Below are 14,991 nucleotides of genomic sequence, written 5' to 3' on the forward strand. Positions count from 1 at the left end.
TGTGATATGAAGCCCGAACGGCATACCAAAGAAAGCCCCGACACGCTTACCACGCCTGATCTTGATCGGCATGATGCGGGCGGAGCTGCGGCCAATTTCGCCGGAACGGGCAAAAAGTCGGAAAAGCTGCCAAAATCGGAAAAGTTGAAAGCCGGTTCATTTGCATGCGCGCCTGAAACCGAATGCGGACGCACGAGGCTTGGCGCTGGCCAAGATCCGGCAAAGCGCAGCCAGATACTGGAAGGCGCGCAAAGCGTGTTCCTGCGCATGGGTTTCGACGCCGCCAGCATGAACGACATCACCCGTGAGGCGGGCGTGTCGAAGGGCACGATCTACGTCTATTTCAACAGCAAAGAAGACCTGTTCGTCGCCTTGTGCGAGCATTACCGCCATACCATGTTCAGCGCCCTGATCGGCAAGCTGGACAATGGTTTCTCCAATCGTGAGGAACTGACGGAGTTCGGTATTGCGCTGGTGACGTTAATAACCTCATCGACCGCCATTCGCGCCCAGCGCATCGTTTTAGGCGTGAGCGAGCGCAAGCCGGAACTGTCGGCGCGGTTTTATGATCGGGGTCCGAAGCGCAGTCTGGTCGCCATGGCCGAATATCTGGAAAAGATGATCGAGAACGGCGTTTTGGAGCCGTTCGAGGTTGACCGGGTTGCCTATCAGCTCTCCGATCTTTTCCTTGCCGGGCTTTATCGTCCGCGTCTGTTCGGCGTGATTGCTGACGAGCCAACAGAAGAAGCTATCCGCAAGAATGTCGAAACAGCGGTCGATTTCTTCTTCAGAGCATACGGCAAGAGAAGCTGACATCACGTATTTGTACCAATAGGGAACATGCTTTTCGAAACTGTGCCTTATTTTCACTCTGTTCTTGTGTGTAACAACTTGCGGCACAATAATTGCGAGTTGCCATGAGGCGTATTTTTTTTTGTCACTTATAAACAATTAAGCAGTTTGTCGGGCGCGATTCGAAACATAGTCGCCAGCAGGACATAAGGCGACAGAACGAAAGCTTAAGCGGCTTGATTCTTAAGGATATTTCGCATGACACTTGACCTGATTCATTTTCCTAATTTCAAGAAAACGTTTTTTGGAGCGGCATTTCAGAGCGACACGCTCACACTTCTGACCCGCATCCGCGATGAAGTCGGCTGCCGGCACATCATGCACGCCTATCGTGGCCGCATGAACGAGTGTGCCAAGCTGAATTCCTCCGATCTGACGTTGGTGATGACCGTTCCGACCGCCTGGTCGGCGCGCTATTCGACGAAGAACTACTTCGCCATCGACCCGATCTTCCAGGAGGATGCGCCCTATTTCTCAAACGATGGCAGCGGCATCGTGCGCGATTTGCAGGAAGATGCCGCCATCTGCCCGGCGGTTGCGGAACTGTTGCAGGACGCTGAAAAGCACGGGCTCGGCAATATTTTCATTGCCGTTTCCGCGCGCAATCCGAAAGGCGCGTCCGGCTGCACGCTGTTCTCGTTCGAGATCGACAAGGACGAGGATCGCGAACAGTTCGTGGCGAAGATGCGTCCGCGTCTGTTGAGCGTCTCGGGCGTCATTCACAACGCGCTGTGCGGCCATAAGGACGCCAGCTCAGTGGCAAGCCTGCTCACTCCGCGCGAGGTGGATTGCCTGCGTTGGGCGGCCAATGGCAAGACCGATGGCGAGATTGCCGATATTCTCAGCATCGCCCGCTGGACAGTGGTGACCTATCTGCAGAACGCCAAAATCAAGCTGAATTGCTCCAACCGCACTTCGGCGGTGGCGACGGCTCTGTCGCTCGGCATCATCGAAATGCCGGGCACCGAGCATCTCATGTAATTCAGGCAAACGCGGCTCGTTGGCGAGCCAGACATGGCGCTTCCGGGTAAAAAGGAAGCGCAGGCTACTTTATTTATTGTGTTTATTGATTGCATTTTAGAACGCAGGGCGTTCCAGCCCTGCTGGAAAATACACTAGCCGCTTGAACTGCTTGCATGACACCGGATGCGTTCGCTCGCGTCCGGTGTTTTGTATTCAGGCTCTTTTTTTCAATGGCATTCTCGCGGCGCTGAAAGCGGCTCGCAAACGCGCCGTGTTCTTCGCCGGGTCCTGATCGGCGTCTTCGAAGGTGATGTGGTTCAACTCCACACCCGCCGTCTTGTCGCTGAGGATCAAGCGGAAATAGGCGTAAACACCCTGATTGCGGAATTCCATATCCAGCACGACCGATGGAGGCGATTGCCAGTCGCAGCGATAGTCGCCGCCATGGCCCAACTCCAGTGTGCCGGGGAAGAAATAAAGCTCGGTCGCGGAGCTCACGACATCGGCAATATTGGCAAACAGCTCGCAGCGGATGAAGGCGATATAGTCAGCCGGATCGACGAGACGCAGCTCCGCCACCACTTCATGCAGGTTCTCGGCGATGATCGCTTCGCGTTCGTTCGAAAATTGCAGGCTCTTCATCGTGTCACCATCGATCCATAAGAACGGGCCAATAATATTTGGGAATAGGGCAAAGTCATAGTTGTACCATTAGTGTACCGCATGCCGCGTATTGATGATGCGGATGAGTTCGGCAACGGCTTTATAGAATTCCGGTGCGATCATCTGGTCGACATTCACCTGCTTATAAAGTGCACGTGCCAGGGGCACGTCCTCGAAGACTGGTATCGAGTGCTGGGCGGCGACTTCTCTTATCTTGAGCGCGATCAGATCCTGTCCCTTCGCAACGACGACCGGAGCGGCGTCTTCATTCGGCTTGTAACGCAGTGCTACGGAGAAATGAGTCGGATTTGCGACAATCAGGGTGGCGGTCGGCACGGCGCTGATCATGCGGCGGCGCGCGCGGTCACGTCCGAGCGAGCGCAGGCGCGATTTGACCAGCGGATCGCCTTCCGATTGCTTCAGCTCGTCTTTGACTTCCTGCCGCGTCATGCGCAGTTCCTGACGCCAGTGGATGCGCGACCAGGCAAGGTCGAAAGCCGCGATGGCGGTGATCGCCAGCACATTGGCGACCAGAAGGCGCACCATGTTCTCGCGCAGAAATTCCGGCAGCGCGCTCGGCTCGGTCGCAATTGCATCCGTGAACAGGCTGTTGCCCTGAAAGAACACGATGAAGACGATGAGGCTGGCGGCGAGAAACTTCGCCACCGATTTCAGGAATTCCACCTGACCTGAGCGCCCGAAAATGCGCTGCCACCCCTTGAGCGGCGAAATGCGCGAAGCCTGTGGACGAATGCGCTCGCCCACAATGCGCGGCGCGTTCTGGAAGGCGGACGAGGCTATGCCTGCCAGCGGAATGATGATGAAGACCGGCACAAGGGCTGCGCCAACCGCCAGCGCCAGCACGCTGAACAGGCGGCTAGCATCCTCGGCGCTGTTGAGAACCCAGTCCTCGGGACGGTCGATCAGTTCGCGCAGGAAGACTGCGAGCTTTGTCGTGGCGGGTGCGGCGACAAACACGGCGATGACCAGAAACGAGGCGACGCCAGCGAGTATCGGCGTTTCGCGGGAGAAAGGCATATTGCCCTTTTCCAAGGCGTCGCGGATCTTCTGCTCGGTCGCTTCTTCTGTTTTGCTTTCCTTATCGGTATCGTCCGCCATGCGTCACACGCGCACTCACGCAGAGGCTTCGTTGGCGTCGAGGGTGATGATGCCCCGCTCGGAAAGGTCGATGGCGATGCGCGAAATCGTGCGGCGTGCGTCTGCGATATTCTGGGCGGTGATATTGCCCTGCTCGGCGCCAAGCTCCGTTTCCACCATGCGGCGGCCACGGGTGGAGAGCGAGGACAAAACGAGTTCCTGAAGCCTGGCGTCTGCACCACGCAGCGCGGTTGCGATCTGTTCGGTCTGCACTTCATCGAAGAGCAGCAGACGCGCGCGCTGCGACAGGCGCTCGATATCTTCGAAGGTGAAGAGCTTGGCCTTGATGCGGTTGAGGTCGTCGCGATTGAGATCTTCAAGGCTCGCCATCAGTTCTTCCATCTCGTTCTTGTCGAGCTGGTTGAAGATATTGGCAATCTGGCCGTGATGGGCTTTGACCGGGCCGGAATCGCTGCGGCCAAGCAGATCGCGGCGCAGCACATCTTCCAGCAGTTCGGCTGCGGCGGGCGCGACATTGCCGATATGCAGCGAGCGCTGCACGACGGCATTGCGCAGCTGCGGCGGCAGGGCGACGAACAGGCGCGCGGCAAGGTCCGACGGCAGTTTGGAGACGATATAGGCGATGATCTGCGGATGCTGGTCGGCCAGATAGGCTTGCAGGCTGTCAACCGGCAGGCGACCGAGCTGCACCCAGACCGATTCCTGCACCAGCTGCGGCTGCACGCGTTCTTCGAACACGGCATCCACTTCTTCCTGCGGCAGCGTATCGCGCAGCAGACCTTCGAAGCGCTGGGCGGCTTCCGAAACGGGCGCGCCCTCGGCAAATGAATCCTCGAATTCCTTCACCAGCTGTTCGAAATCGAGCGGCGAGATCGGGTCCAGCGTGCGGGAATGACCGGCAAGCTTGCGCAGGTCCTCGGCGCTGAAATGCTTGAGAAGGCGTGACGCAGCCGGACGGCCAATAGCCACGAGAATGGCTGCCGCCTTTTGTGCGCCGCTCAGCGTATCGATGATGCCGCTCGCGCTTTCTTCAGTGATGGCCTGCTGCTCTTTTTCGGTCATGGAGATATCCGGGCCGATCCGTTATTTGCCGATGATTTCGGTGAGGCTGACGCCGAAACGCGAAGAATCATCTTCGAGTACGATGACTTCGCCGCGAGCGATCACGCGACCGTTGACGACGATATCGACCGGATCGCCGATCTGCTTGTCGAGGGTGATAACCGCGCCGCGACCGAGCTTCATCAGATTGGCCACCGGCATAGTCGTGCCGCCGAGAACCACCTGCACATCGACGGGAATGCCCATGATGAGTTCGAGATTAGGCTTGGAAGCGCCTTTCTGCGCGCTGCGCGGCTTTTCCTCGCGCAGTTCCTCGATGGCTTCGTCCAGTTCCTGCTGCATGTTCTTGTCCTTGTTGTCAGCGCTCATGCCTGCCCCGCAATATCAACGGTTGCCTTGCGGACCGCGCGATGCACGAACACCGGCAGCGCATTCTTTTCTTTCTGCTCGACAATCGGTTCGCGGGTGCGAACGGCACTGTCGGCAACGGTGCGCGCTTCGCGCATGTCGCGGGTCAGCGCCTTGCGCAAGCGGTTCAGTTCCTCGATGGCTTCTTCCATCTCGCGGCGCACGCGCTGGGTTTCGCCAAGGCGGGCTTCGAGTTTTACATTTTCATCGACAAGATCGGTGCGCTCGCTCTGGATCGCCTTCACGGCGCGTTCCAGACCGTTGGAGGCAGCCGCGACGCGCAGCGCAAGCACCTTGCCAAGCTTGATCGTTTCGTTGGCCTTGCGCCCGACCACGATCAGCGCGCCCAGCGAAACAAGGGCCATCAGCGTGGAAAGAATATTAGCCAGCAACAAGCTCATCGATAAAATCCTCTTCCTGATTGACCGGGTCGCCGACCTTGACGGTGAAATGAATGCCCGACTTGCCGAGCGAGCATTTGAAAAGCTGCTGGTTGCCCGAGCGCAGACGCACCTGCTCCATGGCGTCGGCAGGCAGCTTCAACACCTGTCCGATCTCGAGTTTCGACAGCGCATCCAGCGTCATCGAACCTTGCTGGATGAAGCCTTCAAGCTCGATACGGGCGCGGCTGACTTCCTGACGCAGCTTCTTGGCCCAGCTCGGATCGGCCTGGTTCATGGGGCGGCGCAGAAAAGCGGCGACGGCATCCTGCATTGGCTTATGGGTGCTGCGGGGCAGCAGAAGGTGGACTTGTCCGGTCTTGCCCGCCGCCGTCACATCGATCCGGCAAGCGAAAAGCCGCGACCGTTCGAAATCGGTGCGGTCGAATTCGGCGATATCGATGCATTCACCGGCAACGAACATCGACTGCGCATTTGCCACCCAGCCCGATAGGGAACCGGCGTTGAAAACCTGATCCAGCGCACCGGCGAGATGGCCGGAAAGAAGGGCGGAAATCTTGTGTTCGACCATGCCGAACGGGCGCTCGACATCGACTTGGCCCAGATTACCCTGCGCGCCATACATGGCCTCGATGATCAAGAAGACCAGCGGCGCATCGACGGTCAGATAAAGCGTCGAGCCCCAGCGTTCGACTTTAAGCGGCGCGATGATGGCGGCGCTGTCGAGAATGGCGGCGAAACCCGCGTCATCGGTGCTTTCCACCGCACCGGCTTCCACTTCGAAAGCCGCCGCGCAACCATGTTTCAGCCGCTCGCAGAAATGCGTGGAGGCATCCTTGAACACATGGGCAAGCGACTTCAGATCGTCGCCGGACAATCCGGCTGCGCGCAGCAGATTGTCGGCCAGCACGTTATTCTTGCGGTGTTGTTCCGCCATGGTCGTTTCAACCGACGTTTCAGGGGTGGTTTCGGGCGTCGTCATCTTATGCGGCCTGCTGCGTGGGCGCGCTGGCCATGGTTTCCTGCTCCACCACATCGATGGTCGGGCGGTCATAAGCGGAGATGGTCTTGCGCCCATATTCCACGGCGATCTGCGGCAGCGAGCCGTTCATATAGGCAAGCAGCGTCTGCTTCACGACGACATAGAGACGGTTCTTCTTTTCGCGGGTCGATTTGATCTTGGTCGCGATGGGACCGACAACGCCATAGGAAAAGAAGATACCGGCGAAGGTGCCGACAAGGGCTGCACCGATCAGATGACCGAGCACTTCCGGCGACTGGTCCAGCGCGCCCATGGCCTTGATCACGCCGAGAACAGCGGCGACGATCCCGAGCGCAGGCAGGGCTTCCGAAATGGTGACCATGGCCTGATAGGGCTTCAGCTTGTCGCGGGCGATGGTGTGGATTTCCTCGTCCATCAGCGCTTCGATCTCGTGCGAGCGCACATTGCCGACGATGATGAGGCGGCAGTAATCGCAGATGAAATGGGTGAGGTCTTCGTTTTTCAGAACGCTCGGATAGGCCTGAAAGATCGGCGATTCCTTGGGATTGTCGATATGGACTTCGACTTCATTGCGCGACTTGGCGCGCAATTCGCGCATCAGGCTGTAGAGCAGGCCCAGAAGATCGAGATAATCGCGCTGCTTGGGCACGGCGTTGCTGAACGCCTCCATGCAGGCGCGACCGGTATCCTTCACCAGCGAAAACGGATTGGCGACGAAGAACGTGCCAAGCGCTGCGCCCAGAATGATGACGAATTCCCAAGGCTGGATGAGCACGCTCACATGTCCGCCCATGGCGATGAAACCGCCCAGCATACAGCCCAGTGTGATGGCGAGACCGATGATAATGCCCAAAGCCCGAGACTCCCGCAGAATAGTTCTTTGAGCCGAACATAGGCAGCGCGGCTTGCGCGAAGCTTGCCGAGGTCGCCCGAGGACTATTGGGCGCCATCAGCTTCGGACAAGCTTGATCGCGCATAAAGGGCGCAACTATCAGCAGGGGGTCATGCCTATGGTCGATACGATGACGAGCTATCGCCTGATCGCGTCGGATATGACGCGGTCTTTGCAGCGCGTTTCGAAAGAACCTTTGGTGTCGCGCGAAACGGCCTATTTCCAGGAAAACATCGGCAATGTGAAATCGATTGACGATTTCATGTCCGACAGCCGCCTTTACAATTATGCGATGAAGGCGTTCGGTCTGGAAGACATGGCCTATGCAAAGGCTTTCGTGCGCAAGATTCTGACGGAAGGCGTCACGAGCGACGACGCCATGGCCAACAAGCTGACCGACAAGCGCTACAAGGAATTCGCGACCGTCTTCGACTTTGCGGGCAAGGGCGCCGAGGCTACCCAAAGCACCGAGGCGCAGCAGGGTGTGGTGGACAAATATTTGCGCCAGACGCTGGAAACCGAAGCCGGTGGCCAGAACGAAGGCGTGCGTCTGGCGCTCTATTTCGAGCGCAAGGCTTCGAAGATCACCAATGCCTATGAAATCCTCGGCGACAAGGCCTTGCTGACCACGGTGCAGACGATATTCAGCTGGCCTGCGGCCATGTCCAATGCCGATGTGGACAAGCAGGCCAAGATGCTTGAGGCCAAGATCGACTTTTCCAAAATGTCCGATCCCGATTATGTCTCGAAACTCATTTCGCGTTTCACGGCCATGTATGAAATGAACAACCCGACCTCAAGCAGCCCGGCATCCATCGCCTCGCTGCTGCTCGGCAGCGCGTCTTCGGTTGGCATCTCGACCGATATTCTTACCACCTTGCAAAGCTTCAAGCCGGGCGGTCGCTGATCCATGCAGAATAATTCGATCTATGTCGGGCTTTCCTCGCTCATTACGCTTGAACGGCGAATGGATTCGATTGCCCAGAATGTCGCCAATGTCTCGACGGTCGGTTTCCGGGGCGAGGGCACCAAGTTCGATTCGATTGTCTCTAAAAAGGCAAGCGACGATGTGAGCTTTGCCAGCGCCGGCAAGAGCTATATCCGCACCGAACCCGGCCCGCTGGTCAAGACGGACAACCCGCTTGATATTGCGGTCAAGGGCGATGCGTGGCTGTCGCTCAACACACCGCAGGGTCAAATTTTCACCCGCGACGGGCGTATGAAGATGCTGGCGACCGGCGAGCTGGTTTCAATGATGGGCTATTCGGTGCTCGATGTCGGCGGCGCGCCGATCATGCTCAATCCGGATGGTGGCGCGCCGAAGATTTCCGCCGATGGCGCGGTCTATCAGAATGGCGCGCAGATCGGCGCTCTCGGGCTTTACTCCATTCCCGCCGATGCCGAGCTGAAATATGCAGGCAATTCCGGTGTGATCCCAAACAAGGCTGCGGCGCCGATCTTCGACGATAACAGCATCGGCGTTGTGCAGGGCATGATCGAAGGCTCGAATGTCGACGCCATGACCGAGATGACGCGTCTCATCAGCGTCAGCCGGGCCTTTGAGCAGGTCAATAATCTTTTGACCCAGCAGGAAGCGACCGTGTCTGAAGCGATCAAGACGCTGGGCTCCAAAAACGGATGACGCCAGACCTACCGCTCGCGCGGCTTGCCGCCTTTGCCCGTCAACAGGCCGTAGAGCCGAAGCCCGTGTCCGGTATCGGCGGCACGGTCAGCGACGTGTCGCGCTCGGCGATTGCCGTGCGCGGGCTGTCACGCGATGCGCGGCTTGGCGATGCGGTGGCGATAAGGGCTGTGGGCGGCACCAGTCTGGCGGAAATCATTCGCGTTGCCGACAGGCAGGTTCTCGTCAAACCTTTCGACGACCGGATCATTCCCTCATTGGGTGCAGCGGTCTTCGAAGAAGGACCGCTCAGCATCCGTCCGGCGCTCGAATGGCGCGGGCGGGTGATCAATGCGCTGGGGCAGCCGATTGACGGCAGGGGTGCGCTTTTGCCCGGTCCACGCCCGATGGCATCCGAAAATCTGGCACCAGCCGCGCTGCGCCGGGGGCGCGTGGATCGCGGGCTTCGCACCGGCGTTGACGTGATCGACATTTTCACGCCGCTCTGCTTTGGCCAGCGCATCGGCATTTTTGCCGGTTCCGGCGTCGGCAAATCCACGCTGCTCGCCATGATGACGCGCGCCGCCGATTTCGACACGGTGGTGCTGGCGCTGACCGGCGAGCGCGGACGTGAAGTGCGCGAGATGCTGGAAGAAACCATGGTTGGCCATCTCGACAAGACCATCACTGTCGTTGCAACCGGCGATGAAAGCCCGATGATGCGCCGTCTTGCGCCCAATACCGCGACGGCCATTGCGGAATATTTCCGCGATCTCGGCCAGAATGTGCTGCTGATTGTCGATTCCGTCACGCGCTTTGCCCATGCGGCGCGCGAGGTGGCGATTGCGGCGGAAGAGCCGCCGGTTTCGCGCGGTTATCCGCCGAGCGTGTTCAGCCAGTTGCCACGCCTTCTGGAGCGGGCGGGGCCGGGCAGCGCCGATTCAGGCGGCAGTATTACCGGCATCTACTCGGTGCTCGTCGATGGCGATGACCACAATGACCCGGTTTCCGACACCATTCGCGGCACGCTGGACGGGCACATCGTGCTCGACCGGACGATTGCGGCGCTGGGGCGCTTTCCGGCGGTCGATGTTCCGGGTTCGGTTTCACGCCTCGCCAAGCACAACTGGACGGCGGAACAGCGCAAGCTTGTCAGCCAGCTTCGCAGCATGGTGGCCCGCTTCGAGGAAACGCGCGATCTGCGCGCCATCGGCGCGTATCAAAAGGGGCATGACGGGATTCTGGATCAGGCGGTGGATCTCGTTCCGCGCATCTATGATGCCTTGCAGCAGTCCCCAGAGACACCGCGTTCAGACGATCCCTATCAGAAACTCGCCGCCGCCTTGCGCGGGGAAAAACAGGCATCCAATCCATGATGACGGGCAACAAGAACCGACGCAAAAACGCCGAAGAAAAGCTATTGGCCGATCTGGAAGCGGAAGTGAGCGCCGCCGCCGCACAGGAAGGTGGCAAGAAACCCCACAGCAAGGTTGACCGCTATCTGAAGATTGCGGCGGTCACGCTGGCGGCTGGCTGCGCGATGCTGCCCTTCATCACCTATCTCCAGCGCATGGAGCTTGCGCCTGCCGAAAAGGCGGAACGCAAGATCATCGATCCGCTGGACCGTTCGGAGCAGAAAACGGTGCGCCGCTTTCCGTCCTTCCGCCCGTCGGATCGCGTTTCCCCCAGTGCGGATATCGATAACACCATGACCGGTTCGGTCATGTCCAACGGCAAGGGCCTGCCGGGAACTGGCGCTGGCACTGGCGGCGCAGGCGGCGGCGATGGACAGGCTTTCCCGAAGCCGGTCTTCGCGCTGCGCGAGGTCGTCGGCGGGATGGCAATGATCGAGGATACGTCCGGCTACTGGTTCGTGGAAAAAGGATCTCTGTTGCCCGATGGCAGTCGCCTTGTTTCCATCGGTCGGGGGTCGGGAACCTGGCAATTGACCACGTCGTCAGGCGACGTGATTGAAATGCGGAGATAGGGGAGTAGGGCAGTAAGGGAATAGGGGAGTATGTTGGCCTTGCGCGATCAGCGCTCTCTTGGAAACTACGATATACCATTCCCCAAAAACATATTCCCTTACTGCCCTATTCCCCTACTCCCTTAACCTTCGCAAGCTTGACGCAAGTTCCGCCCCGTAAGTTAACCAACGGTAAAGGCGGGAAACTCCATGAGCTCCATTCATCTTTTCGATCTGGCCGCAAGGCAAGTGCAGTGGCTGTCGGTCCGACAGGCCACCGTCGCTGGCAATGTCGCCAATGCGAACACGCCGGATTTCAAGGCGCGCGACGTTCAACCCTTCACCGATGTGCTGGACAAGACGCAGCTCACCATGGCTGCGACGAGTCCGCAGCATCTGGAATTCGAGGCAAACGGCATCGCAGGCGCACGCCTGCGTCCCGACGACATCACCGAGCAAACCCATTCCGGCAATACCGTCGATGTCGAACAGGAAATGATGAAGGCAGGCGAGATTTCCCGCGAATATTCGCTCAACACCAGCATCGTCAAAGCGTTCCACCGCATGATGCTGTCGGTCGCGAAGGGATAATCCATGTCTTCCGACGCCTTGCAGAATTCCCTGAAGATCGCAGCCTCCGGCCTTTCGGCCCAATCGACACGTCTGCGTATCGTTTCGGAAAACATCGCCAATGCCCAGTCGACGGGCCAGACGGCGACCGACGATCCCTATCGCCGCAAGACCGTTTCCTTCCGCACCGAGCTGGAGCATGGCACGGGTGCCGCAGAAGTGCGCGTGGCCGAAGTGGGCAAGGATACCTCGCCCTTCGTCGAGCAATATGATCCGAGCCACCCCGCCGCCGACGCGCGCGGCTATGTCCGTTACCCGAACGTCAACATGGTCGTCGAAATGGCGGACATGCGTGAAGCCAACCGTTCTTATGAAGCCAATTTGCAGGTCGTCAGGCAGGCGCGTGAGCTGATCTCGATGACCATCGATCTCCTGAGGAGCACATAATGTACGACTCGATCATGAGCATTTCGGCGCGCAATGCGCTGTCGCGCCTTTCCGAAACCGTCGCCGGGAATGGCGTCGGTTCTGCCGCTTCCACGGCGGCTCCACAGGCTGTTCCCGCAACGCCGGGCGCATCCTTTGGTGAAGTCCTGTCGCAGATGACGGATTCGGTCGGCCAGAAATTGCAGGCGGCGGAAGCCACCTCCATTCAGGGCATCAAGGGCGATGCGCCGGTGAATGAGGTGGTCAGCTCCGTCATGGAAGCTGAACAGTCGCTCCAGACCGCAATCGCGATCCGCGACAAGATCGTGCAAGCGTATCTCGAGATCAGCCGCATGTCGATTTAAAGCATTTCCAGCAAAAGTGCGAAGTGGTTTTGCGTAGGATAATGCGCAAAAACAAATGGTTAGAGCGGCTTCGACAATACCGTTTTAACTGAGCCGCTCTCATCCCGCATACGCCCAGCAGATCAAGGAAGCGCCATGAAAGCCCTGACGATTGCCGCAACCGGCATGAACGCCCAGCAGCTCAATCTGGAAGTGATCGCCAACAATATTGCCAATATCAATACAACGGGCTTCAAGCGCGCGCGTGCCGAGTTTTCGGACCTACTCTATCAGTCCGAGCGCACGGCAGGCGTTCCCAATCAGGCCAATGAGAGCATTGTGCCCGAAGGCGCGCTGGTCGGCCTTGGCGTCCAGACGGCGGCGGTGCGCAACCTGCATATTCAGGGCAGCTTCAACCAGACCGGAAATCCATTCGATCTGGCGCTGACCGGGCAGGGCTGGTTCCAGATCCAGAGCCCGACCGGCGAAACGCTCTATACCCGCGCTGGCGCATTCAACAAGAATGCCGATGGCCAGCTGGTGACGCTCGACGGAAATATTGTCCAGCCGGGCATCGTGGTTCCTGAAAATGCGCTTGAAGTAACCGTCAGCGATACCGGGCAGGTCTTTGCAAAGATTCAGGAACAGAACGGCATCCAGATCACCCCGCTCGGCCAGCTTCAGCTTGCGAATTTCACCAATGAAGCCGGTCTCGAACCGCTGGGCGACAATCTCTATCGCGAAACGGAAGCCTCCGGCGGGCCGCTGGTCGGCGATCCGGGCGATCCAGGTTTCGGTTCGGTCAAGCAGGGCTATCTCGAAGCATCAAATGTCGATCCGGTGAAAGAAATCACCGATCTGATTACGGCGCAGCGCGCCTATGAAATGAATTCCAAGGTCATTCAGGCCGCCGACGAAATGGCGGCGACCGTATCGAAGAACATGCGCTGACGGTGATCGCCATGAAACGCGCCCAAGGAAACGACATCAAAGCCCGTTCACGGTTCAGACGCGCCGCACTGGCTGCTGCCGCAGTGGCCGGTTTTGCCACTGCTGCGGTCTCGGGGGCTTCGGCCACCGACCGCATCGCTTTCGTTGTGCCTTCGGCGACCGTTTATCCCGGACAGGTCGTCAGCAATGTCGCGCTGGTCGAGAAGAAGTTCTACATCAGTGCGCCCGCCGCGCAGCAATATGTGCTGTCGGTGGATCAGGCTGACGGCAAGGTCGCGCGCAAGACGCTGATCGCGGGTAAGCCGATCCTCGTCGCCGCCCTCTCGGAGCCGTCGCTGGTCAAGCGTGGCGAGCCGGTGACGATGGTGTTCTCCACCGGTGTCATGACGATCACAGCCGTCGGCATACCGCTCGAGTCCGGGGCGGCAGGCGATTTCATCAAGGTACGCAACAGCGACAGCGGCGTCATCGTGCCCGGCACGATACTGGCCGATGGCCGTGTTCAAGTGGGGATGCGGTGAGAAAAACCTGGGCAACGCTGATCACCGTTCTGGCTCTCGCGCTTCAACCTGTTGCGGTTCTGGCGGATGAGTCGGCCAAGAATGTGAAGGATTTCGGCACCGCCGTCGAAGCGGACGCCGACTGGCTGGGTGCAGGCGGCGATCCGTCCAAGATGGCCTATGCTGAGCTTGGTCGTGGCAGCGCTGTGGCACGCCTCAAGGATATCGCGACCATTCAGGGCGTGCGTGAAAACCAGCTCGTTGGTTACGGTCTGGTGATCGGCCTTAAGGGCACGGGTGACAGCCTGCGCAACTCGCCTTTCACCGAACAGTCCATGCGCGCCATGCTCGATAATCTCGGCATCAATGCGCCGCGCAATTCCACGCGTTCGAAGAACACGGCAGCGGTCATCGTGACCGCCAATCTGCCCGCCTTTGCCGGTTCCGGCTCACGCATCGATGTGACGGTTTCGTCCATCGGCGACGCCACCTCCTTGCAGGGTGGCACGCTGGTCATGACGCAGCTGATGGGCGCCGACAACCAGATTTATGCAGTTGCGCAGGGCAATATGATTGTGTCCGGCTTTACCGCCGAAGGCGATGCAGCCACCGTGACGCAGGGTGTGCCGACATCGGGCCGCATTCCAAACGGTGCGCTGGTCGAGCGCGAGGTTGCCGGAAACTTCGGCAAGGACAGCGAGATGATCGTGGAGCTGCGCGATCCCGATTTCACGACTGCCGTGCGTACCGCCGATACGATCAATATCTTCGCCAAGCGCCGCTATGGGCGCGGTGTGGCGATTGCCCGCGATGCCAAGACCATCCGCCTGTCCCGTCCGAAAAATGTGCCCGCCGCCCGCTTTCTCGCGGAGCTGGAGGGCCTTCCGATCATCACGGATGAGGTGGCGCGCGTGGTGGTGGATGAGCGTACCGGCACGGTGGTCATCGGTTCGAAAGTACGCATTTCCAAAGTGGCAATCAGCCATGGCAGCCTGACGGTGCGCGTGACGGAAACGCCGATGGTCGTGCAGCCTGAACCGTTCAGTGACGGCGTGACGGCGATGGAGCCGAACACCGATATCGCCGTCAACCAGCCCAATGCCAAGATCGGGATTCTGACCGGCGCCAACCTGGAAAATCTGGTCAAGGGCCTCAACCAGATGGGTGTGAAGCCGACCGGCATCATCGCCATCCTGCAGGCGATCAAATCTTCCGGCGCGCTTCACGCAGAACTGGTAGTGCAATGATGA

General features: G+C 59.2%; 19 protein-coding genes. 12 read left to right on the forward strand and 7 right to left on the reverse strand.

From position 1 onward, the window contains the following. Positions 1–6 precede the first annotated feature (6 nt). Together QLQ11_RS17185 and QLQ11_RS17190 are read left to right on the forward strand one after the other, a co-directional pair. Positions 7–813, forward strand: a complete 807-nt coding sequence (locus tag QLQ11_RS17185) for a TetR/AcrR family transcriptional regulator (protein ID WP_109367906.1) — start codon at positions 7–9, stop codon at positions 811–813. Between the two features lie 237 nt (positions 814–1,050). Further along, on the forward strand, positions 1,051–1,833 hold the full coding sequence (locus QLQ11_RS17190) for a LuxR family transcriptional regulator (RefSeq protein WP_109367905.1): 783 nt from the start codon (positions 1,051–1,053) through the stop codon (positions 1,831–1,833). A 195-nt stretch (positions 1,834–2,028) separates the two neighbouring features. Here QLQ11_RS17190 and QLQ11_RS17195 read toward each other — a convergent pair whose 3' ends face one another. The 7 genes from QLQ11_RS17195 to motA form a co-directional block, all read right to left on the reverse strand. Further along, positions 2,029–2,457, reverse strand: coding sequence for a hypothetical protein (locus QLQ11_RS17195; protein WP_109367904.1), 429 nt, complete (start codon positions 2,455–2,457; stop codon positions 2,029–2,031). Positions 2,458–2,526: 69 nt separating this feature from the next. Further along, complete coding sequence (gene flhB, locus QLQ11_RS17200; RefSeq protein WP_109367903.1) at positions 2,527–3,597, reverse strand: flagellar biosynthesis protein FlhB; 1,071 nt, start codon at positions 3,595–3,597, stop codon at positions 2,527–2,529. Between the two features lie 15 nt (positions 3,598–3,612). Further along, a complete protein-coding gene (locus QLQ11_RS17205) occupies positions 3,613–4,659 on the reverse strand; it encodes a flagellar motor switch protein FliG (RefSeq protein ID WP_109367902.1) in 1,047 nt (348 codons plus the stop codon). A gap of 21 nt (positions 4,660–4,680) precedes the next feature. Continuing rightward, positions 4,681–5,028: a flagellar motor switch protein FliN gene (fliN, locus tag QLQ11_RS17210; RefSeq protein ID WP_109367901.1), complete on the reverse strand. Its 348-nt coding sequence runs from the start codon at positions 5,026–5,028 to the stop codon at positions 4,681–4,683. Next, entirely contained in the window at positions 5,025–5,468 is a 444-nt protein-coding gene (locus tag QLQ11_RS17215; RefSeq protein ID WP_109367900.1) for a BAB2_0123 family type IV secretion system effector, read from the reverse strand. Before QLQ11_RS17215 ends, fliN begins: the two co-directional genes overlap by 4 nt. Next, positions 5,449–6,405, reverse strand: coding sequence for a FliM/FliN family flagellar motor switch protein (locus QLQ11_RS17220; protein ID WP_109368049.1), 957 nt, complete (start codon positions 6,403–6,405; stop codon positions 5,449–5,451). Before QLQ11_RS17220 ends, QLQ11_RS17215 begins: the two co-directional genes overlap by 20 nt. A gap of 46 nt (positions 6,406–6,451) precedes the next feature. Beyond that, a complete protein-coding gene (gene motA / locus QLQ11_RS17225) occupies positions 6,452–7,324 on the reverse strand; it encodes a flagellar motor stator protein MotA (RefSeq protein ID WP_109367899.1) in 873 nt (290 codons plus the stop codon). Positions 7,325–7,481: 157 nt separating this feature from the next. Between motA and QLQ11_RS17230 the strand changes: the two genes are divergently transcribed. From QLQ11_RS17230 to QLQ11_RS17275, 10 genes are all read left to right on the forward strand, one after another. Then, positions 7,482–8,270, forward strand: a complete 789-nt coding sequence (locus tag QLQ11_RS17230; protein WP_109367898.1) for a DUF1217 domain-containing protein — start codon at positions 7,482–7,484, stop codon at positions 8,268–8,270. Positions 8,271–8,273: 3 nt separating this feature from the next. Next, positions 8,274–9,005, forward strand: a complete 732-nt coding sequence (gene flgF, locus QLQ11_RS17235; protein ID WP_121538384.1) for a flagellar basal-body rod protein FlgF — start codon at positions 8,274–8,276, stop codon at positions 9,003–9,005. Beyond that, positions 9,002–10,360, forward strand: a complete 1,359-nt coding sequence (gene fliI, locus QLQ11_RS17240; protein WP_109367896.1) for a flagellar protein export ATPase FliI — start codon at positions 9,002–9,004, stop codon at positions 10,358–10,360. Before flgF ends, fliI begins: the two co-directional genes overlap by 4 nt. Then, positions 10,357–10,971, forward strand: a complete 615-nt coding sequence (locus tag QLQ11_RS17245) for a hypothetical protein (protein WP_109367895.1) — start codon at positions 10,357–10,359, stop codon at positions 10,969–10,971. The genes fliI and QLQ11_RS17245 overlap by 4 nt, the downstream gene beginning before the upstream one ends. A 189-nt stretch (positions 10,972–11,160) precedes the next feature. Next, positions 11,161–11,541, forward strand: a complete 381-nt coding sequence (gene flgB, locus QLQ11_RS17250; RefSeq protein ID WP_109367894.1) for a flagellar basal body rod protein FlgB — start codon at positions 11,161–11,163, stop codon at positions 11,539–11,541. A 3-nt stretch (positions 11,542–11,544) separates the two neighbouring features. Beyond that, a complete protein-coding gene (flgC, locus tag QLQ11_RS17255; RefSeq protein ID WP_109367893.1) occupies positions 11,545–11,967 on the forward strand; it encodes a flagellar basal body rod protein FlgC in 423 nt (140 codons plus the stop codon). Then, positions 11,967–12,311, forward strand: coding sequence for a flagellar hook-basal body complex protein FliE (locus QLQ11_RS17260; RefSeq protein ID WP_109367892.1), 345 nt, complete (start codon positions 11,967–11,969; stop codon positions 12,309–12,311). The genes flgC and QLQ11_RS17260 overlap by 1 nt, the downstream gene beginning before the upstream one ends. Positions 12,312–12,446: 135 nt before the next feature. Beyond that, the gene (gene flgG, locus QLQ11_RS17265) at positions 12,447–13,241 is read left to right on the forward strand and encodes a flagellar basal-body rod protein FlgG (RefSeq protein ID WP_109367891.1); all 795 of its coding nucleotides are present in this window, start codon (positions 12,447–12,449) and stop codon (positions 13,239–13,241) included. Further along, entirely contained in the window at positions 13,238–13,762 is a 525-nt protein-coding gene (gene flgA, locus QLQ11_RS17270; protein ID WP_371830823.1) for a flagellar basal body P-ring formation chaperone FlgA, read from the forward strand. The genes flgG and flgA overlap by 4 nt, the downstream gene beginning before the upstream one ends. Beyond that, positions 13,759–14,988 carry a flagellar basal body P-ring protein FlgI gene (locus QLQ11_RS17275; protein ID WP_109367890.1) on the forward strand — a complete coding sequence of 410 codons (1,230 nt, stop codon included), beginning with the start codon at positions 13,759–13,761 and terminating at the stop codon, positions 14,986–14,988. Before flgA ends, QLQ11_RS17275 begins: the two co-directional genes overlap by 4 nt. The last annotated feature ends 3 nt before the right edge of the window (positions 14,989–14,991 follow it).

This window comes from Ochrobactrum sp. SSR, assembly GCF_030067775.1.
Taxonomy (GTDB): Bacteria; Pseudomonadota; Alphaproteobacteria; order Rhizobiales; family Rhizobiaceae; genus Brucella; species Brucella teleogrylli.